We start from the raw sequence: 21,455 nt of genomic DNA, 5'->3' as shown, positions 1-21,455 counted from the left end.
ATTTAAAATAATATATATTTATATGAAAACTGAACAAAACAAAAGAAGAGATTTCATCAAAAAAGCAGCATTAACAAGTTTGGTAGCTCCACATTTAGCATTTTCTAGTTCTGCTAAAGACAATAAAACACCTAATTTAGATGTAACTCCACCTAAAGTATTATTTTTTGATGTCAATGAAACTTTATTAGACTTAACAGCTATGAAAGATAGTGTAGGTAAAATATTAGATAACAGAAAAGATTTATTACCCTTATGGTTTACAACAATGTTACAATATTCATTAGTTAGTACAGTTGGTAATCAATATAACGATTTTGGTATAATTGGTGCAGCTGCTTTACAAATGGTAGCTTCAAACCACGGGATTACACTATCCGAAACGGAAGCAAAAGAAGCTATTTTGGGGCCAATAAGATCTTTACAAGCCCATCCCGAAGTTAAAGCTAGCTTAAAAAAGCTAAAAGATGCAGGATATACATTGGTATCATTTACAAATTCTTCTAACAAAGGTGTCGAAACTCAGTTTAAAAACTCTGGATTACTTGACTATTTTGACAAAAGATTAAGCGTAGAGGATATTGGTAAATTTAAACCTCATGCTGATTCTTATCGTTGGGCTGCAAGACAAATGAAAATAAAACCTGAAGAGTGTCTTTTAGTTGCTGCACATGGTTGGGATATTGCTGGAGCACTTTGGGCAAATTGGCGTGGCGCATTTATAAGCAGACCAGGAGCACAATTGTATCCTTTAGCGGACAAACCAGAAATAATTGCAAAAGATTTAGCTTTAATTACAGAACAATTAATAGCTTTAAAATATAATAACAACTAAAAAAACAATATATGAAATTAGAGAACAAAGTCGTTATAGTCACTGGATCATCTAGAGGAATAGGCAAAGAAATAGCTGAATTATTAGCAAAACATGGTGCCAAAGTAGTAGTAAATCATTCCAATAGCAAAAAGGATGCTGACCTTACAGTACAAAGCATTACAGACAATGGTGGTGACGCAATAGCTATTAAAGCAGATATAAGTAACAGAGAAGCTGTTACAAAACTTTTTAACCAAACTTTATCACATTATGGCAAATTAGACGTGCTAATTAATAATGCAGGTGTAATGATTTCAAAAAAAATAAAAGATAATAATCAAGAGGATTTTACAAAACAATTTGATATTAATGTTAGAGGTGTATTTAATACTTTGCAAGAAGCCGATAGCAAATTAGCAGATAATGGTATAATTATTAACGTGTCGTCTAGCACTGTAAAGCTTATGTTTCCAACTTATGCACTTTACTCTGCTTCTAAAGCTGCTGTAGAGCAAATGACAAGAGTATTTTCTAAAGAAATTGGTAGAGGTATCTCTGTCAATGCAATTGCGCCTGGAGCTACAGAAACTGAATTGTTTTTAAATGGAAAATCTCAAGATTTTATAGATAAATTAAGTAGCATGAATGCTTTTAATCGATTAGCAAAACCAATAGATATTGCAAAAGTCGTTTTGTTTTTAGCTAGTGACGATTCTAAATGGATATCTGGACAAGTCATTGGAGCAAATGGCGCTTTGATATAGGCTTAGAATATTTTTTGAAAGTATAAATCATAAATTAAAATACTTGAATCTTATCTTTTAATTTTTGTTAATTTTGCAGCATGGTAAAAGACATTCAACTTCGTATTTCTTTAAAGGAAGAAGAGATTCCAGATATTTTAATTAAAAAATCTGCAGAATGGCTATCCATGTCTAGAGAGGACATCACTGGTATTAAAATATTACGTAAATCTATTGATGCCAGAAAGCCTAAAATAATATTAAACTATAAAGTATCTGTTTACATAAAAGAACCAGTTCCAGAAACTTCAGATTATACGTTTAACTATAAAGATGTATCCAAAGCTAAACCAATTCATATTATTGGATTTGGTCCAGCTGGTATGTGGGCAGCATTGCGCTGTATAGAATTAGGATTTAAACCAATTGTTTTAGAGCGTGGTGCCAATGTAAAAGACAGACGTCGTGACTTAAAAGCTATTAATCAGGACCATTTTGTAAATGAAGATTCTAATTATTGTTTTGGAGAAGGTGGAGCAGGAACCTATAGTGATGGTAAATTATATACACGAAGCTTAAAGCGAGGTGATGTACGTCGTATTTTTGAAAACCTTGTATATCATGGTGCAACAGATCAAATTTTGGTTGATGCCCATCCACATATTGGGACCAATAAACTTCCTAAAGTCGTTCAAAACATTAGAGAAAATATAATAAAGTTTGGAGGCGAAATTCATTTTAATACGCGTGTTACAGATTTTACCATTAAAAATAATAAGATTGAAGCTATACAACTGCAAAATGGCGAGGAGTTAAATACAGACAAAGTAATTTTAGCCACAGGACATTCTGCTCGTGATATTTTTCAATTATTACACGATAAAAATATTGCAATCGAAGCAAAATCTTTTGCAATGGGTGTCAGAGCAGAACATCCACAACATATTATAGACAGCATACAATACCATTGTGAAGGACCAAGACCAGAATTATTACCTGCAGCATCCTATAGTTTGGTGCAGCAAGTTAATGGTCGTGGTGTTTACAGTTTTTGCATGTGTCCAGGCGGATTTATAGTACCTGCAGCAACAGCCAACGGAGAAGTTGTTGTTAACGGAATGTCACCTTCTAGACGAAATAATAAATTTGCAAATTCTGGAATAGTTGTAGAAATTAATGCAGAACGTGATCTTAAAAAATACGAACAATTTGGTGCTTTAAAAGCTTTAGAATTTCAAAAGGATTTAGAAAAACTAGCCTTTACTGCAGGAGGACGTAGCCAAGTTGCACCAGCACAACGCATGACCGATTTTGTAGAAGGAAAGCTATCTAATACTTTAAATGAAACTTCTTATCAACCAGGTTTAAATAGTGCACCACTACATAGTTTATTTCCTAAATTAATTGGAGCGTCTTTAAGAAAAGGCTTTAAAGCTTTTGGTGATAAAATGAAAGGTTATTATACTGAAGAAGCTAATATAATTGGTGTAGAATCACGTACCTCATCTCCTGTTAGTATACCAAGAACTGAAAATTTAGTACATCCAGAAATCATAAATTTATTTCCATGTGGTGAAGGTGGTGGTTATGCTGGCGGAATTATTAGTGCTGCTATGGATGGTGAGCGTTGTGCAGAAGCTGCAACAGGAAACCTTTAATTTAATTAGACTTTAATTATAGTCATTAATAGCGATACAACCTTAATTACTAAGGTTAAACCTTAAGTAAATCTTAATATCTGACATGCTACAGATACAGATATTATTCTTATTTTCGCTACTTAAATAAGAAAGCAATGAAAGCATATATATTTCCAGGTCAAGGTGCCCAATTTACAGGAATGGGTCTTGATTTATACGAAAACTCACCAGAAGCACAACATTTATTTGAAGATGCTAATGCCATTTTAGGTTTTAACATTACAGACGTTATGTTTGAAGGTACTGCAGACCAACTAAAAGAAACGAAGGTTACGCAACCTGCTATATTTTTACACTCTGTAATCTTAGCTAAAACTTTAGGTGATAGTTTTAAACCAGAAATGGTTGCAGGACATAGTCTAGGAGAATTCTCGGCATTAGTAGCTGCTGGAGCTTTAAGCTTTGAGGATGGTTTAAAATTAGTATCGCAACGTGCTCAAGCTATGCAAAAAGCATGCGAGTTACAACCAAGTACAATGGCTGCTGTTTTAGGTCTTGAGGATAAAGTTGTAGAAGATATTTGCGCGCAAATAGATGGTGTTGTTGTTGCAGCAAACTATAATTGTCCTGGACAATTAGTAATCTCTGGAGATGTTAGTGCTGTAGAACGTGCTTGCGAAGCGTTAAAAGAAGCTGGTGCAAGACGTGCTTTAATGCTACCTGTTGGTGGCGCATTCCATTCTCCAATGATGGAACCTGCAAGAGAAGAATTAGCTGCTGCTATTGAAAATACAACATTTAGCAAACCAAATTGTCCTATTTACCAAAATGTAACTGCAACAGCAATTACAGATGAAAACGAAATAAAAGCAAATTTAATATCTCAATTAACTGCTCCAGTACGTTGGACACAATCTGTACAACAAATGATTAAAGATGGTGCTACTTTATTTACTGAAGTAGGTCCAGGAAAAGTACTTCAAGGGTTAGTTAAAAAAATAGATAGAGAAGCGCAAACCGAATCTGCAACTTTAGAAACTAAAACGGATGAGTAGTAGAAACATACTAATACTTGGTTTAATTGTTTTTAATATTATTTTAGATCAAGTCTCTAAATTTATTGTTAGAGCTGATGTTATTGCTGGTTCTGAAACTGAAATTTTTGGACAATATTTTACACTTCATAATGTAGAAAATAAAGGTGCCTTTTTAGGTATGGGAAGTGACTTTAGTCCTACCCTTAGAATTGCTTTATTGTTAATCCTACCAATTATTGTTTTAGCATTGGTGTTAAGACACATTATTAAAGATAAAACAATTAATACAATGACCTTAGTCGGGTTTTGCTGCATTATTGGTGGTGGAATAGCTAATGTTTATGACCGAGTTGTTTATGGGTCTGTTACCGATTTTTTACATATCGATTTAGGAGGCGTATTTAGAACTGGTATATTTAATCTGGCAGATGTCTCTGTTATGGTTGGTATGGGTTGCTTAATTGTAGGCAGTTTTAAAAATAAAAAAGCATAAAAAAAAGCCTCGATTTAAATCGAGGCTTTTTTATTTATCTTGCTAAATTACAATCTCTGCAATCTTTTACTTCTCCGTAATACGTTTCACGATATTTATGAAGCGTTTTTACTGGTATGCCTAGCACTTGTTTTTTAATATAAGTTACTTTGGCATTTAGTCGTCCCATTTTAGGAGCAAATCTGTTTTCTTGTCTTGTCTGACGTTTTACTGTAATCAATTTCATTATTTTGTCATTTGCATTAGCGTACAAAGTAAAACAGAATAATTACCAACTACGAATTTAAATAACTAAAATATTGTTAATCAGAATATTAATATGAAATCTCTAAAAATAAGACGCAAAAATTAAGAGATTATCAGTCATAATACTATCTAATTTAGGATTTGTTAATCCTTTTTTAAGGTCTTTTGCCAATTCCAAGCGGATAAAATAGCATCCTCTAAATCATATTCTGCCTGCCAACCTAAAATTTTATTTGCTTTAGATGTGTCTGCGTATGCAGTTACTACATCTCCTGGTCGTCTGTCTACTATATTATAATTTAGCTTTATATTAGATACTTTTTCAAAGGTTTTAATCACTTCTAAAACGGTACTCCCTTGTCCTGTACCAATATTAAACACTTCACAATTGGATTGGTTTTCATTATTTAATAATCTTTGTAAAGCAACAACGTGTGCTTTAGCTGTGTCAACAACATGTATATAATCTCTAACACAGGTTCCGTCTTTTGTTGGATAGTCATTACCAAACACGGATAACTGATCACGTTTACCTATTGCTGTTTGTGTAATGTATGGTATTAGATTTTGAGGGACACCAATGGGCAACTCTCCTATTTTTGCAGACTTATGTGCTCCAATGGGATTAAAATATCGTAATGCTATACTTTGTAAATTAGGATATACTTGACAAGCATCCTTTATAATTTCTTCTCCAATTTGTTTAGTATTACCGTAAGGTGATTGGGCTTCTTTAATTGGTGCTGTTTCGGATATTGGCATACTATCTGCCTGACCATAAACGGTACATGAGGAACTAAAAATAAAGTTAGACACTTTTAATTTTGTTAACTCTTGTAATATATAAACTAAAGTGTTTACGTTGTTCTCATAATACATTAATGGATTAACCACACTCTCTCCTACTGCTTTACTTGCAGCAAAATGAATAACGCCTTGTATGTCTTGATGCGTTTTAAAAAAGGTTTGTACTGCTACCTTACTTTTTAAATCAAGTTTTTCATAAATTGGTGGTTGTCCTGTAATAGATACAATACCTTCTAACACCTCTAGTGAGGCATTAGAGAGATTATCTATAATTACGACTTGATATCCACTATTTTGAAGCTGAACAACTGTGTGCGACCCTATAAAACCTAAACCTCCTGTAACTAATATCTTCATTTGCTTATGCGTGCGTTAAGGATAGAAACGGTATCCTTTTTTTGCTGCCATATATGGCAAAAAAAGATTTTAGTGGATAGCCCGACCCTTGTGGTAACGTCCTAATTGTTTGCTATAAAATCTTTAATAGTTTTTGTTATAAAATCTATTTGATCATCTTCCAACTCGGTATGCATTGGCAATGAAATCACTTCTTTTATTAATTGATTGGTAACTTTAAAATCGGCCTCGTTATACCTTGTATCGCGATATGCTTTTTGTGCATGCAATGGTATTGGGTAATATACACCACATGGGATTCCGTTATCGTTTAGATGCTTTACCAAAGCGTCTCTGTCTACATTTTTAACTTTTAATGTATATTGATGAAACACGTGACAGTTACAGGTATCACAAATACCTTCGCATCCATTTACGGTTTTTGGTGTAATTATGTTTTTTATGTCTTTAAATGCTGCGTTATATTTTCTAGCTGCATTACGTCGTGCATTATTATAGCTATCTAATTTAGGTAATTTTGCATCTAAGACTGCTGCTTGTATTGAGTCTAAACGCGAGTTTACACCTACTACGTCGTGGTGATAACGCTCATACATTCCGTGATTTACAATCCCTCTAATGGTGTGTGCTAAATCATCATCGTTAGTAAATATTGCTCCTCCATCTCCATAACACCCTAAATTTTTAGATGGAAAAAAAGAGGTTGATGCGACATGACCAATGGTTCCTGATTTTGCTTTAGTACCATCAGAATAGGTATAGTCTGCACCAATACCCTGTGCATTATCCTCTATTATATATAAATTATGCTGTTTTGCTAAATCCATTAATGCTTCCATATTGGCACACTGACCAAATAAGTGGACAGGTACAATCGCTTTGGTTTTTGGCGTAATGGCTTTTTTAACAGCGTCTATATCTATATTAAAAGTTTCTGGATCTACATCTACTAAAACTGGAGTTAGCTTTAATAAAGCTATTACCTCAACGGTTGCTGCAAAGGTAAAGTCTGCAGTTATGACTTCATCACCTTGCTCTAAACCTAATCCCATCATTGCTATTTGTAACGCATCTGTCCCGTTTGCACACGGAATGACATGTTTTACACCTAAGTAGTTTTCTAAGTTTTTTTGAAACTCGTGTACTTTAGGTCCATTAACAAAAGTTGTATTGTCAATTATTTCTTGAATTGAAGAATCTACAACATCCTTTATAGCTGCGTATTGACCTTTAAGATCAACCATTTGTATTTTTTTCATGTCTGTATATATGGTAAACTAGCTTAAGAAGCTTAGCTTTACTTTTAATTTATAATTATCGAATTTACAAAAATACCAAACGCTAAGCAATGAATTGTTTATTTTAGCAAAAATAGATACGTGAATTTACTTTATAATATAGCAATACAACTTACTTCTGTTGTTTTAAAACTTTTAAGTTTGTTTAATAATAAACTTAAATTAGGAGTTAATGGTCGTGCGACAACTTTTACTAAACTAAATCAATTATTACACAAGAAGTCAAAAACATTATGGTTTCATTGTGCGTCTTTAGGCGAATATGAGCAAGGTTTACCCATCTTTACAGAATTAAGAAAGGATTATCCAAATCATAAAATTATACTCTCTTTTTTTTCACCATCAGGTTTCGAAATAAGAAAAAACGCTCCCTTTGCAGATCTTGTAGTTTACTTACCGTTAGACACAAAACAGAATGCCAAGCGTTTTATTAGTCTTGTTAATCCTGAATTAACAGTATTTGTTAAGTATGAAATATGGCCTAATTATTTAAATGAATTAAAAAATAAAACCCTTAAAGCCATATTAATTTCCGCTGTATTTAGAAAAGATCAATCTTTTTTTAAATGGTATGGCAGTCAAACTAGAGATGCTTTATTTGCTTTTGAACACATATTTACTCAAAATGAAACCTCTAAGAAACTTTTAGAATCTATAAATTATAAAAATGTAACCATCTCTGGTGACACACGATTTGATCGTGTATCAAACCAATTAAACATAGATAATAATTTAGAGTTTATTAACGCGTTTAAAAACAATAAACTTTGTATCGTTATTGGAAGCTCATGGCCAGAAGACGAGTCGTTAATAATTGAATTTATTAATAACTATAGTGGTACACCTGTTAAATTTATAATTGCTCCGCATAATATTAAGCCTAAACAAATAGAGAATATCCAGTCAGGCTTAATTAAGCCTACTGTTTTATTTTCCAAAAAAGAAAAACAGGATTTAAAACAATATGACGTTTTTGTTTTAGACACCATTGGTTTGCTAAGCAAAACATATAGCTATGCAGATATAGCTTATGTAGGTGGTGCAATGGGCAACACTGGATTACATAATATACTAGAACCTGCAGTATTTGGAATCCCTATAATTATTGGAAAAAACTATCAAAAATTTCCAGAAGCGTTTGATATGATTAAAAATAAAGGCGTCCAATCAATTTCTAATTTTGCAGAATTAAGCTCTGTATTAAATAGTTTAATAAGCGATACAGATTTAAGATTAACTACCGGTAAACAAAACGAAGATTTTATTAAAAAAAATAAAGGAGCTATAATCCAAATCATGCAGTATTTACGTAAATAAAGCACTATGTACCAAAACCATAATTCTTTATTTACTAATTTAAGTATTATGTTTGACAACATATTAAACACTAAAAACAATAACTAATGAAAAAATTACTATTAAGTGCTGTTCTTGTATCAGCAATAACTTTTACATCTTGTAGAGAAGAGGATAAAAATAACGCAGAACAAGCAGGAGACGCTATTGAGAATGCTGCTGAAGAGACTGGTGAAGCTGTTGAAGATGGATTTGAAGCTACAGGAAAAACAATAGATAATGCTGTAAATGAAACTAAGGAAGCAGGAGAATCTGTTAAAGATGCAGTCAATGAGGTATCTGATGACTTGAAAAAAGATTAATTCTTTTTTTTAATACTTACTAAATTTAAAAAACCTTATCAATTGATAAGGTTTTTTTGTTTTAAACGGACTTGGTTTCAACTTTTATAAATGAAAAAACCTCTTGAAAATCATATGATTAACAAGAGGTCTAGTACTCGGGACGGGACTTGAACCCGTACGTCCTAATGGACATTGGATTTTAAGTCCAACGTGTCTACCAATTCCACCACCCGAGCGAAGGAATATTTTAAGGAAAATTCTCAGAGCGAAAGACGGGATTTGAACCCGCGACCCCCACCTTGGCAAGGTGATGCTCTACCCCTGAGCTACTTTCACAGTCTTTAAATGAACGTGCAATATCGTATTGCGGTTGCAAATTTAGTACTTTTATACAAAGTACAAAGCTTTTTTTGAAAAAATTTTAAAATAATTTATACTTGCTTCTTTTTCACCAACATACGTTTGATCTCATTTAGCTTCATTAAAGCTTCAACAGGTGTTAAGGTGTCAATATCGATATGTAAGATCTCCTCTTTTATATTTTCAAGCAACGGATCGTCCAAATTAAAAAAGCTTAATTGCATTTCATCTTGCATCGATTTTACTTTATCTGTCAATTCTTCGCTTGAATGACTTTTTTCCAGTTTTTTCAAGATCTGATTAGCGCGTCTTAGAACTTGTTGTGGCATTCCAGCCATTTTTGCTACATGTATACCAAAACTATGTTCGCTACCACCTTGGACAAGCTTACGCAGAAATAGCACATTGTCTTTTAACTCCTTTACAGAGACATTAAAGTTTTTAATGCGCTCAAAGGTCTCTGTCATTTCATTTAACTCATGATAGTGGGTTGCAAATAACGTTTTAGGTTTTGCTGGATGCTCGTGTAAATACTCACTAATAGCCCAAGCAATAGAGATTCCGTCATAGGTACTTGTTCCTCTTCCAATTTCATCTAACAAGACTAAACTACGATCTGAGATATTATTTAAGATAGATGCTGTTTCATTCATCTCTACCATAAACGTAGATTCTCCCATTGAGATGTTATCACTTGCACCTACACGTGTAAATATTTTATCGACAACACCTATTCTAGCCTCTTTTGCAGGCACAAAACTACCTATTTGAGCTAATAATACTATTAATGCTGTTTGACGTAAGATTGCTGATTTACCTGACATGTTTGGTCCAGTAATCATTATTATTTGTTGTGCATCTCTATTTAAAAACACATTATTAGCAATATAGGGCTGATCAATTGGCAGTTGTTTTTCAATAACTGGGTGACGACCATCAATAATATCTAAATCATGTGAGTCATCTAATGCTGGATACACATAATTATTATCTGATGCTAATTGTGCAAAACCACATAAACAATCTATTTTGGCTATTAAATACGCATTTTGCTGTACTGGTTTTATATACTGATTCATCCATTGTACCAAATCTGAAAATAATTTTTGCTCGATTGCCATGATGCGTTCTTCTGCTCCTAAAATTTTAGATTCGTATTCTTTAAGTTCTTCAGTAATGTAACGCTCTGCGTTTACCAACGTTTGTTTACGGATCCACTCTTCCGGAACTTTATCTTTGTGTGTGTTTCTTACTTCTATATAATACCCAAAAACATTATTAGATGCTATTTTAAGAGATGTAATCCCTGTACGCTCACTTTCGCGTTGTAACATTTTATCTAAATAATCTTTTCCTGAAGTAGACAGTGCTCTAAGCTCATCTAATTCGGATGAAAATCCAGCAGCAATCGTGCTTCCTTTTAGGATATTAACTGGTGCTTCCTCGTTTAAAGTTTCTTTAATTTTTTCGCGAAGCACATTACAACTTTGCAAATTATCTCCTATAACTTTAAGAGACTCATTATCGCAACTAGATGACAACTCCTTAATAGGGATTATAGCTTCTAAAGAATTTTTAAGTTGAATTACTTCCCGAGGACTTACTTTTTGCGTTGCTATTTTAGAAATCAAACGTTCTAAATCGCCTATTAGTTTTATATGATGCTGAATCTTGTCCAATACAACACCTTCAGTTTTTAGATAATACACCACTTCGTGACGTTGCTTAATTTGATCTATTTGCTTTAAAGGCAATGCTAGCCAACGTTTAAGCAATCGTCCTCCCATTGGAGAAATGGTTTTATCAATAATATTTAGTAAGGTAACAGCGTTATTGTTTGTAGAGTTGTAAAGCTCAAGGTTTCGGATGGTAAAACGGTCCATCCATACATAGTCATCCTCTGCTATACGCGAAATTGAAGAGATATGCTCTAGTTTGTTGTGCTGTGTTTCGGCTAAATAATGAAGTATAGAACCTGAAGCTATAATACCTTCATTTAAATTTTCAACTCCAAATCCTTTTAAGGACTTAGTATCAAAATGTTTTAATAATGTCTCATTTGCATAATCTGATTGATAGACCCAATCTTCAAGATTAAACGTGTGAAAATCTGCACCGAAATAATCTGTAAATTTATTACGCTTTGGTTTTGCAACTAATACTTCACTTGGACTAAAATTTTGAAGTAGCTTATCTATATACTCTTGATTTCCTTGAGAGGTTAAAAACTCTCCTGTAGATATATCCAAAAACGAAATCCCAATATTAACCTTGCCAAAGTAAACTGAACATAAAAAGTTATTTGTTTTGGATTGTAACACCTCATCATTTAGCGCAACTCCTGGCGTTACCAACTCGGTTACACCACGCTTAACGATATTTTTGGTTTGCTTAGGGTCCTCTAATTGGTCACAAATAGCAACACGTTCTCCTGCTTTTACTAATTTAGGCAAATAGGTATTTATAGAGTGATGCGGAAAACCTGCCAGCTCTGTCTCGCTATCACTTCCTGCGCCTCGTTTAGTTAAAGTAATACCTAAAATACCTGCTGCCTTTATAGCATCTTCGCCAAAGGTTTCGTAAAAATCCCCAACTCTAAATAATAACATTGCATCAGGATACTTAGCCTTGATTGCATTGTATTGCTTCATTAACGGAGTGACTTTTTTGCTTTTTGTTGCCAAAGGATATACGTTTTTATTAAGTTTGCAATGTAACTAAATATTGATTTTTTAAGAAGTCTATTTAAGTTTAGTTATTGATAATTATTCACAATTATTTTGATGAGAAAACTAAAAAACAGCGAATTAGACCGATTGAGTGTAAACGACTTTAAATCTGCAGAAAAAACACCGTTAATTATTGTTTTAGACAACATTAGAAGTTTAAATAATATTGGTAGTGTATTTAGAACTAGTGATGCCTTTTTAGTTGAAAAAATATACTTATGCGGAATCACTGCAACACCACCACACAAAGACATACATAAAACAGCTTTAGGAAGTACGGACACTGTAGCTTGGGAACATATTGAAAACACTTTAGATTTAGTTGAAAAACTTAAATCTGAAAATGTTACTATTTGCGCTATTGAGCAAGCTGAAAATGCCACCATGTTAGACGACTTTAAAGTCGAAACTAATAAAAAATATGCTTTGGTTTTTGGTAACGAAGTTAAAGGTGTTGCTCAAGATGTAGTCAACGCAAGCGATGTTGTTATTGAAATCCCTCAGTTTGGGACCAAACACTCGCTTAATATTAGTGTTAGTTGCGGTGTTGTTACTTGGGATATTTTCTCTAAGATAAAAGCCTTATAAGTTTAAATTTCAATTATTCAACTAGTATATCGTTTAAAAACTTTATTTCGCTAATTAAATCACCATTATCGGAAAACCCTTGTATGGAAAGCAAATAATTTGTTTCTGGACCATTGATTATTTTAAAAACCGATTGCCCTTTGCTATCGGTAAAAACTATTGGCTTCCAATCCACCTCTTGCTCTAAATTATCTAAAGTATTAATATATTTGGGAGTATAATAAGTTTTTGCTTTATCAAATCCTGATTCGAAAAAATGTTTTCGGAATAATTCCGTTATATTATTTTTATAATTTGCTGTAGTAAACACATGAAAAATCGTAATTTTTGGCTCTCTTCTAAAAGCTATATCACTAATATCTTCCATCCGGATTTGCAATGCATTAGGCAAACTATAAGTATCCATCCCTTTACCATCCACTTTTAAAAACGCCTCTAAACCTCTGGCTACAAGATAAGTTTCCACACCTCTCCAACTAACCAAACTAGCACCTTCAGCTGCTTTTAAATATTCAAATAAAGTTAGATTTTCGTTATAATAGTGTTCCGGAATCCTCATTGGGTCATAAAACATTATACTGTCTTCGTATTCTCTATATTTTTTCATAAAAGCCCTACTATCCAACCTCATCTTATTAGCCTTACTAGATTTAAGCTTAACAGTGTCTAAATAAGTTGAACTAGTATATATATAACCCAAATCATTATTTTCAAGATTTGTTTTATAAAAATCATTTACCACTAAAGGCGCTCCATTATTTTTATTATAATAAAAGCTATTTAAACTATTAGCCAGCTTTGGAACACTATCAAAATACATGTTAAGAGGCTTGACTAATTTTTCTCCATTGCGAATAAAACCTATTTTTATTGAATCCCCTTTGTACGCTATTAAGTTTTTAAATTTAAAATTAAGCTTACTATTTAAATACGTTTTAGCCACAATTTGATTGTCATCAGAAAGCAAAACCAAATTATTTGACTTTAAAGGACTTACTGTACCTGTTAGACTAAAACCAGATTCAAAATCATAACTATATTTAGGATTGTTATAATCCACAAACGCTTTAGTCGTATACTGCGACCAACCTTGAGTTAAAAGTAACAAATCAATCTTTCTAGTTTTATCTTTTGTGTTTTTATCAAAATAAATCGCTGGATTTTCCACGTAGCCTTTAACATAAGGTGATAGCAAAAAAGCACTTTGTATTGTTGTATATGGTTTATATTCTGTATCAGATTTTAGCACTGATATACTTATGTTACTTTTTACATTTAAGTCTTTTAACTTAAGTTGATATATAATAGAATCTTGAAGAACATTTAATTTTTCAATTTCAATTGTTGAATATTTTTCCGGCTTATACACAAAAAACTGTCGTTCCAATATTGGATTATTATTTTCAAAAACAGTAACTGTATTTACGCCATTAAATAAGGATTTTTTATTTAACTCTAAGATTACAGGCAAACTGTCTTTGATTGCGATCTCAACAAAATCAAATATTTTATTTTTTTGATGAAATAACAACGTGTACTTAGGATGATTGGTTGTTACAGTTGCGCGATTAGATTGAAGTTTTACACTAACAACATCTTTATTTGACGTGTTAACCATGACCGAAACTCCTTGTTTATTAGCCTCAGGAATCATCACTTTAATAATAGTGTCTTTTATAAAAAACTCGGCTATATAAGACTCTGTAGATTTATACTTAAACCTAACACTACCCATCCCTAAATGATACTCATTAAATGTGGTAATTTCTTTTTGATTTGAATCTAAAATGCGTCCACTAAATGCACTGCTCTTACCATTAACCAAAACCTTTAACCCTAATGTATTGCTCACATCCTTTAAAAGGTAACCGCCTTCCGGAAACACCTGAGCGTCGTATACAGTTTGCTTTAGTGTGTTTGTTTTAGGTTTTGGGATATTTCCTTTTATAAAAACCTTAGAAACAAACGTATTAGTCTCTCCAAAGTTTTTCATGTAATTAGTATTAGCTTGGATGAAGTAAAACCCTTCTGGTAAATCTTGATAAAACTGAAATTGTCCAACACCAACACCATTTGTGATTAAGACATTTTTAGTATCCATAAGCACACCATTATCAGTAAACAAACTTACGTATAACACTGAAGTTTGCACTGAAGGCTTATTATAAGCGTCCGAAACATAGGCTTTAAACCAAATAACATCTTCAGCAGAATAGCTTGTTTTATTAGTATGCACATACACTTTTTCAAAAAGTAATTGGTCTTTTTGTAAGGCGGTAATAACAGAATCCAAAGTATTACTTTGCGCGAATGCAAGTTGCGTAATAAAAATAAAAACAAACCTTAGATTATATTTCATTTTAATTGATTGATTGATTGATTGATTGATTGCCAATCAAATTACACAAAATCAACGAAATAAATACTAATGATTATAAAATAAAAATGCAACTAAAAAGAAGAAGCGTTACTTTAACCAAGTAAGGATTAAATAATAGGAACCCAGATTTGCTCTTCAACTTCAGGATTTGAAGGATGGTAATCTTCTGGGAGTTTTTCAAAATGTGGTCTATCATCTAAGTTGTAACCAGATTTAGGCAACCAAGTCGTGTGTATGTATTGCCAAGCCTTAAAAAAACCATCAGGTTTACCCTTATAATTAAATACAGCATACTGACCTGTTGGTATTGTTAAAACCTCCATATCACTTGGTAAAGCTTTTGCATTTGACACCTCAACGCCTATCCATTTTTCAAATAATGTATTAGGAGACATTTTACTGTAATCAAATTGATCATAGATCTGAATTGAAAATTTTTCTGACCCAACACGGTTTACAATATGGTTGCGATTTGGCATAAACTGTTTAGCCAACTTCGCAGTTCCTGGACCATTAGTTGTAAAAGATAAATTTGCTTTTAATCCAACTATAATAATAGGCTTAGTGTTAATAATTTTAGGCGTCATCATTACATATTTGTTTTAATAACCATAAATAATCTGACCTATGTTTAACAAAATCTTTATCTGAGATATCAATAATTTTGACATTAAATTCGGTTTGACTTTTCAAAAACTCTAAATAACCTGCATTAATTTTTTCCAGATAATCATCTTCAATTTCGCTTTCGTACTTACGACCTCGTTTTTTTATATTAGCTTGTAAACGCTCTGTGTTTTGGTATAGATATACATACAAATCTGGTTTTGCAATGTCTTTGTACATCAAGTAAAACAGTTTACGATACAGCTTAAACTCGTCTGGTTGCAGTGTGATTTTAGAAAAAATTAAAGATTTAAAAACATCATAATCGCTAACAATAAAATCTTTAAACAAGTCTAATTGTCCTAAGTCGTCTGTTATTTGCTGGTAACGATCTGCAAGAAAAGACATTTCTAAAGTAAAGGCGTAACGTTGCGGTTCTTTATAAAATTTTGGTAAAAAAGGATTATCTGCAAAACGCTCTAACACTAACTTAGCATTAAAATCTGAAGCTATTTGTGTGGACAAACTGGTTTTACCTGCTCCAATATTACCTTCAATAGCGATGTAATTATGTTTAGAAAAGTCAAATTGCTTGTTAGGATTTTTCAACCAAATTTTAATTTGTTCTAATTCATTAGTATCATCGCAAGTAGCTAACAAATCGTCAACAGACTGTTTTAGTTCTGGATGGATAAAGTTGCCAGCAATTAACTGTAAAGGCTCCAATACAAAACGACGTTTATGAGCTTCGGGATGCGGAATTATTAAATTTTTGTCTTCAATAATTTCATCTTCAAAAAAGATAATATCTAAATCTATTATCCTTGACTCATACCCTTCTGTTTGTTTTGGCGTACGTCCTATTTTTTTTTCAATTTGCAATAAAACACTCAATACCTTTTTAGGTTTAAGCGTTGTTTTTACAGCAATACATGTATTTAAAAAATCATCACCTTCAAACCCAAAGGCTTTACTTTGATACACTTTTGCTATACTTATAATAGTCCCAACTTCTGCAAACACAGCGTCTACAGCGTTTTGTAAGTTTTTAAACTTATCGCCTTTATTACTTCCTAATGCTATGTATACTGTTTTAATCTCCTGCATAATTTCTTCAGCAAAATAACTAAAAGAAATTCACTTAGTGCTTATCTTTATCAAATCTGTTAATAAGTTTTTATGACCTTAAAAGACAAATTGCTTGCTCAAAAAATCTATCTACTTCTAGGTGCGCTTTTTATAACCTCCTTAGTGGTATCTAATCTTATTTTTCAAAAATTTTTTTATTGGTATCCTTTTGACATTGAAATTTTTGGTTCAAAATTATTTGAAGTTTCCGTTGGCATTTTACCTTATCCAATCACCTTTTTAATCACGGATTTAATAAGTGAGATTTACGGTAAAAAACGTGCTAATCAAGTAGTTATTGGCGGAATATTTGCTTCGTTTTTTTCATTATTAATAGTCTTTACCGCTAATGCTGTTTCTGCAACAAGCTGGTCGCCTGTTAATGACAGCCTATTTACTACTGTATTTGGTAATACTATGATTGCTGTATTTGCTAGCATGATGGCTTATTTATTAGCACAATTAGTAGACATCCAGATTTATCATTTTTGGAAACGTATTACTAAAGGCAAGCATTTATGGCTACGTAATAACTTCTCGACTTTTTTATCGCAATTTGTTGACACCTTTTCTGTACTGTTTTTATTATGTGCTTTTGGTGAGATTGGTTGGGATAAATTTGCAGGACTATTAATAAGCGGATTTATATTTAAAGTACTAATTGCCATACTTGACACACCATTTTTATACTTGGGTGTTTACTTATTTAAAAAACGCTTTAAACTTAAGCAAAACGAAGAATTACAACTACTTTAACAAATGCTAAACTTTTATTAAATACTTTTGTTTGGACAACTATTTACTTAAGTTAAACGTAGATAGCTTAAAGATTAAACAACACCATTTAATGAAAAAGAAGCTAAAAATCGCAGGTATATCATTACTAATTCTTGTAGCCTTATTAATTGCAAGTCCTTTTATTTTCCAGAGTCAAATAAAGGATATGGTTAGAAATTATATTAATGAAAGCGTAAATGCCAAAGTTACTTTTGATGATGTAGACTTAAGTTTTATGAGAAGTTTTCCGCAGGCTAACGTTACTTTAGACAATTTAACAATAACCAATGTGGCTCCTTTTGAAAACGATACTTTAGCTAAAGTCCAAATCTTATCGTTAGACATGTCTATTAAAGAGCTTTTTAAAAATGCTAGCGAAGAGCCTATAATTATCAACTCAATAGCAATTGATAATGCATTTATAAATTTAAAGACTAATAAAGATGGTGCTGCAAATTGGGATATTGCCAAAGCATCAGACACACCATCATCAAATAACAATTCAAGTAGTGATGGGTTTGTTTTTGATATCGAAAACTATGGCATTACCAATAGTGCATTTAATTATTTAGATGAAACTAACAATACTATATTTAAAATCACCAATTTAAATCATTCCGGAAACGGAACCTTCTCTGGCGACACATCAGAATTAGACACCAAAACAGAAGCCAACGTAACCTTTAGTATGGATGGCACGGAATTTTTAAGCAACAACAGTTTAAAACTAGATGCCTTAATAGATTTAGATTTAACAAATAGCAAATATACTTTTAAAGAAAACAAAGCTTTAATTAATGATTTGCCATTAGAGTTTAAAGGCTATGTACAATTAATAGAAGCTGGTCAGGATATTGATATTTCATTTGAAAATCCAGGATCTACGTTCAAAGATTTTTTAGCTGTTATACCAAAAACTTATGCTAAAAACTTAGACAATGTTGATACTAGTGGTAACTTTAAAATAAATGGAATAATTAAAGGTCAGTCTACTGAGGCTACCATTCCGACATTAGATATTAATATACTATCAGACAATGCCTCTTTTAAATTTGCCGAACTACCTAAACGTGTAGAAAACATTAATATAAACGTAGAAATTAAAAATGATAACGGAATCGTAGATGATACTTATGTTAACATTAATACATTAAATTTTAAAATAGACCAAGATCAATTTAAGAGTTCGGCCACTATTAAAAATTTAACCAAAAACATGCTGGTTAACGCTAATTTAGATGGTGTTTTAAACTTAGCAAACTTAACAAAAGCGTATCCGATTGAGTTAGAAAATGAATTAAAAGGAATTTTAAAAGCAAAATTAAATACTAGTTTTGATATGAATGCTATTGAAACTAATGCTTATGAACGCATCAAAAACAACGGAAGCGTTAGTCTATCGGATTTTGTGTTTTCGTCTGCAGATATTGTAAATCCAATTAACATCTATAAAGCTTCCATAAATTTTAATCCAGGCACTATCACTTTAGATAATTTTATAGCTACAACAGGTCAATCAGACCTAAATGCAACTGGAAGTATTAATAATTTACTTGGCTTTTTATTAAGTGATAAAAAACTAGAAGGAAACTTTAATGTTAAGTCTAATGTTTTTAAAATTAGCGATTTTATGGTTGAAGGAGGCAGTGAAGCTCCTATCAATCAAAGTACAGAACCTGCTACTGCTTTAAAAATTCCAGCATTTTTAGATTGTACAATTATGGCTGATGCAAAAACTGTGTATTACGATAACTTAATACTAAAAGATGTAAAAGGAAGTCTTAAAATCGCAGATGAGACTGCACGATTAAACAATGTAACCTCTAGTATATTTAATGGTAATTTAAGCCTAGAAGGACTAATAGACACCAAAACAGCAAAACCTACTTTTAATATGAATGTTGGTGCAAAAAACTTTGACATCGCACAATCATTTAATGACTTAAATTTATTACAAGCATTAGCTCCAATAACCAAAGCATTACAAGGTAAGTTAAACAGCTCTATTAACCTATCTGGTACATTAGGCGAAGACTTTACTCCGCTTTTAAATACCATTTCTGGAGATGCGTTAGCAGAGTTGATAACAACACAAATTCAACCTAAAAACAAACAATTATTTTCGTTATTAGAAAGTAAATTAAACTTTTTAGATTTCAGTAAATTAGATTTAAAAGATTTAAAAACTAAGCTTTCATTTAACGATGGTCAAGTAAGTGTTAAACCATTTGATATAAAATATAAGGATATTAAAATGACCGTTGGTGGATCACACACCTTTAGTAATACTATGAACTATCAAGTTGTATTAGATGTGCCAGCAAAATATTTAGGTACAGAAGTCAATAATTTGATAAACAAAATAAATGATGCAGCTGTAAATGACATTAAAATTCCTGTGACTGCATCCATATCTGGAAACACACTAAAACCTCAGGTAACAACAGACCTAACTAGTGGTGTTAAAAACCTAACCTCTCAATTAATTGAAATTGAAAAACAAAAATTAATTAATAAAGGGAAGGACAAACTTACTGATGTTGTTGGTAACATATTAGGCGGAAATAAACCTAAAGACAGCACTAACACACAAAGTAATGCTGGTGTTAAAGATGTTTTAGGTAATATATTAAACGGAAACAACACACCAAAAGACACAACCAAAACAACAAATGACAAGCCTAAAGATCAAGTAAAAGATGCTATAAAAGGGTTGTTTGGTAAAAAGGATAAATAATAAAATTTAAAATTTTAACATTTTTTAGTCGTTTTTAAATGATTTTTTAATGAAATTTAGTTGTTTGGGCTGTTTCTTAAAAAGAAACTGTTAATAATTAGGATTTGTCAAAAATTATGTTAGATTGTAGGTATAACTTTAAAACAATTTGGACTGAATGAGGCAATTAAAAATTACCAAGCAAGTTACCAACCGCGAATCTAAATCACTAGACAAATACTTACAAGACATTAGCAAACTTCCCATGATTACAGCAGAGGAAGAGGTCGAGTTAGCTCAAAAAATTAGAGAAGGCTGTCAAAAATCTTTAGATTTACTTACCACTGCTAACTTACGTTTTGTAGTTTCTGTTGCAAAACAATATCAAAACCAAGGATTAACGTTACCAGATTTAATTAATGAAGGTAATGCAGGACTTGTAAAAGCTGCCAAGCGTTTTGATGAAACTAGAGGATTTAAATTTATTTCTTACGCTGTTTGGTGGATCAGACAAGCAATTCTTTCTGCTTTAGCAGAACAATCTAGAATTGTTAGATTACCATTAAATAAAATTGGATCTATAAATAAGATTAGAAAAGTAACCTCTCACCTAGAGCAAGTTAATCAAAGACCTCCTAGCGCTTCAGAAATCGCAAAAGAGCTTGATTTGACTATAAGTGATGTTAAGCAATCTATGAAAATTTCTAGCAGACACGTGTCAATGGATGCACCTTTAAAAGAAGGTGAAGATTATAGCTTATATGACTTAGTTAGCTCTAACGACTCTCCAAATCCAGATACGCAGTTAATGCGTGAGTCACTAAATACTGAGATTGACAGAGCTTTAGAAACTTTAACACCTAGAGAAAGTGATGTTATTAGACTTAACTTTGGTTTAAGTGATCAACCAGCAATGACGCTAGACGAAATAGGTCGTACTTTTGATTTAACACGTGAGCGTGTAAGACAAATTAGAGAAAAAGGAATCAGACGTTTACGTCAAACTTCTAAGAGTAAGATATTAAAAACCTATTTAGGATAAACTAAATAGACTTTTTTAGATATTAAATAGTAAAAAAATGCAATATTAATT

Annotated in this window: 18 protein-coding genes and 2 tRNA genes; 11 read left to right on the top strand and 9 right to left on the bottom strand. The window is 32.0% G+C overall.

The window, feature by feature from the left end; genetic code table 11:
• Positions 1-22: 22 nt before the first annotated feature.
• The 5 genes from V6251_RS12970 to lspA all read left to right on the top strand — a co-directional run bounded on the left by V6251_RS12970 (position 23) and on the right by lspA (position 4,730).
• On the top strand, positions 23-835 hold the full coding sequence (locus V6251_RS12970) for a haloacid dehalogenase type II (RefSeq protein ID WP_341588555.1): 813 nt from the start codon (positions 23-25) through the stop codon (positions 833-835).
• 11 nt (positions 836-846) lie between these two features.
• The gene (locus V6251_RS12965) at positions 847-1,581 is read left to right on the top strand and encodes an SDR family oxidoreductase (RefSeq protein ID WP_341588554.1); all 735 of its coding nucleotides are present in this window, start codon (positions 847-849) and stop codon (positions 1,579-1,581) included.
• Between the two features lie 80 nt (positions 1,582-1,661).
• A complete protein-coding gene (locus V6251_RS12960) occupies positions 1,662-3,218 on the top strand; it encodes an NAD(P)/FAD-dependent oxidoreductase (RefSeq protein ID WP_341588553.1) in 1,557 nt (518 codons plus the stop codon).
• A gap of 137 nt (positions 3,219-3,355) precedes the next feature.
• Complete coding sequence (gene fabD, locus V6251_RS12955; RefSeq protein ID WP_341588552.1) at positions 3,356-4,255, top strand: ACP S-malonyltransferase; 900 nt, start codon at positions 3,356-3,358, stop codon at positions 4,253-4,255.
• Positions 4,248-4,730: a signal peptidase II gene (gene lspA / locus V6251_RS12950; protein ID WP_145003443.1), complete on the top strand. Its 483-nt coding sequence runs from the start codon at positions 4,248-4,250 to the stop codon at positions 4,728-4,730. The genes fabD and lspA overlap by 8 nt, the downstream gene beginning before the upstream one ends.
• 34 nt (positions 4,731-4,764) lie before the next feature.
• On the opposite strand, the gene V6251_RS12945 is transcribed toward lspA, so the two are convergent.
• The 3 genes from V6251_RS12945 to V6251_RS12935 form a co-directional block, all read right to left on the bottom strand.
• Positions 4,765-4,956 (bottom strand): hypothetical protein, encoded by a 192-nt coding sequence (locus V6251_RS12945; protein ID WP_028283458.1) that lies wholly within the window; start codon positions 4,954-4,956, stop codon positions 4,765-4,767.
• Between the two features lie 164 nt (positions 4,957-5,120).
• Positions 5,121-6,140, bottom strand: coding sequence for a UDP-glucose 4-epimerase GalE (gene galE / locus V6251_RS12940; RefSeq protein ID WP_341588551.1), 1,020 nt, complete (start codon positions 6,138-6,140; stop codon positions 5,121-5,123).
• 101 nt (positions 6,141-6,241) lie between these two features.
• Positions 6,242-7,399, bottom strand: coding sequence for a DegT/DnrJ/EryC1/StrS family aminotransferase (locus V6251_RS12935; protein WP_341588550.1), 1,158 nt, complete (start codon positions 7,397-7,399; stop codon positions 6,242-6,244).
• 120 nt (positions 7,400-7,519) lie between these two features.
• Here V6251_RS12935 and V6251_RS12930 point away from each other — a divergent pair, with 120 nt between their 5' ends.
• Entirely contained in the window at positions 7,520-8,755 is a 1,236-nt protein-coding gene (locus V6251_RS12930; RefSeq protein WP_341588549.1) for a 3-deoxy-D-manno-octulosonic acid transferase, read from the top strand.
• Positions 8,756-8,841: 86 nt separating this feature from the next.
• A complete protein-coding gene (locus V6251_RS12925) occupies positions 8,842-9,096 on the top strand; it encodes a hypothetical protein (RefSeq protein ID WP_341588548.1) in 255 nt (84 codons plus the stop codon).
• Positions 9,097-9,230: 134 nt separating this feature from the next.
• Here the strand turns inward: V6251_RS12925 and V6251_RS12920 are convergent.
• From V6251_RS12920 to mutS, 3 genes are all read right to left on the bottom strand, one after another.
• A tRNA-Leu gene (locus V6251_RS12920) sits at positions 9,231-9,314 on the bottom strand.
• Between the two features lie 28 nt (positions 9,315-9,342).
• Positions 9,343-9,414 (bottom strand) — tRNA-Gly (locus tag V6251_RS12915).
• A 95-nt stretch (positions 9,415-9,509) separates the two neighbouring features.
• Positions 9,510-12,122 carry a DNA mismatch repair protein MutS gene (mutS, locus tag V6251_RS12910; protein WP_341588547.1) on the bottom strand — a complete coding sequence of 871 codons (2,613 nt, stop codon included), beginning with the start codon at positions 12,120-12,122 and terminating at the stop codon, positions 9,510-9,512.
• A gap of 99 nt (positions 12,123-12,221) precedes the next feature.
• Here mutS and V6251_RS12905 point away from each other — a divergent pair, with 99 nt between their 5' ends.
• A complete protein-coding gene (locus V6251_RS12905) occupies positions 12,222-12,755 on the top strand; it encodes an RNA methyltransferase (protein WP_341588546.1) in 534 nt (177 codons plus the stop codon).
• A 13-nt stretch (positions 12,756-12,768) separates the two neighbouring features.
• Here the strand turns inward: V6251_RS12905 and V6251_RS12900 are convergent, their stop codons facing one another.
• The 3 genes from V6251_RS12900 to folK form a co-directional block, all read right to left on the bottom strand.
• The gene (locus tag V6251_RS12900; RefSeq protein ID WP_341588545.1) at positions 12,769-15,114 is read right to left on the bottom strand and encodes a hypothetical protein; all 2,346 of its coding nucleotides are present in this window, start codon (positions 15,112-15,114) and stop codon (positions 12,769-12,771) included.
• Between the two features lie 128 nt (positions 15,115-15,242).
• Positions 15,243-15,725 carry a GyrI-like domain-containing protein gene (locus V6251_RS12895; protein ID WP_341588544.1) on the bottom strand — a complete coding sequence of 161 codons (483 nt, stop codon included), beginning with the start codon at positions 15,723-15,725 and terminating at the stop codon, positions 15,243-15,245.
• The gene (gene folK / locus V6251_RS12890; protein ID WP_341588543.1) at positions 15,712-16,848 is read right to left on the bottom strand and encodes a 2-amino-4-hydroxy-6-hydroxymethyldihydropteridine diphosphokinase; all 1,137 of its coding nucleotides are present in this window, start codon (positions 16,846-16,848) and stop codon (positions 15,712-15,714) included. The genes V6251_RS12895 and folK overlap by 14 nt, the downstream gene beginning before the upstream one ends.
• Before the next feature lie 72 nt (positions 16,849-16,920).
• On the opposite strand from folK, the gene V6251_RS12885 reads away from it, so the two are divergent.
• From V6251_RS12885 to V6251_RS12875, 3 genes are all read left to right on the top strand, one after another.
• A complete protein-coding gene (locus tag V6251_RS12885; RefSeq protein ID WP_341588542.1) occupies positions 16,921-17,625 on the top strand; it encodes a queuosine precursor transporter in 705 nt (234 codons plus the stop codon).
• 91 nt (positions 17,626-17,716) lie between these two features.
• Entirely contained in the window at positions 17,717-20,383 is a 2,667-nt protein-coding gene (locus tag V6251_RS12880) for an AsmA family protein (protein WP_341588541.1), read from the top strand.
• Positions 20,384-20,540: 157 nt separating this feature from the next.
• Positions 20,541-21,404 carry a sigma-70 family RNA polymerase sigma factor gene (locus tag V6251_RS12875; RefSeq protein ID WP_145003481.1) on the top strand — a complete coding sequence of 288 codons (864 nt, stop codon included), beginning with the start codon at positions 20,541-20,543 and terminating at the stop codon, positions 21,402-21,404.
• Positions 21,405-21,455 lie beyond the last annotated feature (51 nt).

It is taken from the genome of Olleya sp. Ti.3.14, assembly GCF_038154885.1.
Taxonomy (GTDB): Bacteria; Bacteroidota; Bacteroidia; order Flavobacteriales; family Flavobacteriaceae; genus Olleya.
This window is presented reverse-complemented; position numbering and strand designations above follow the sequence as displayed.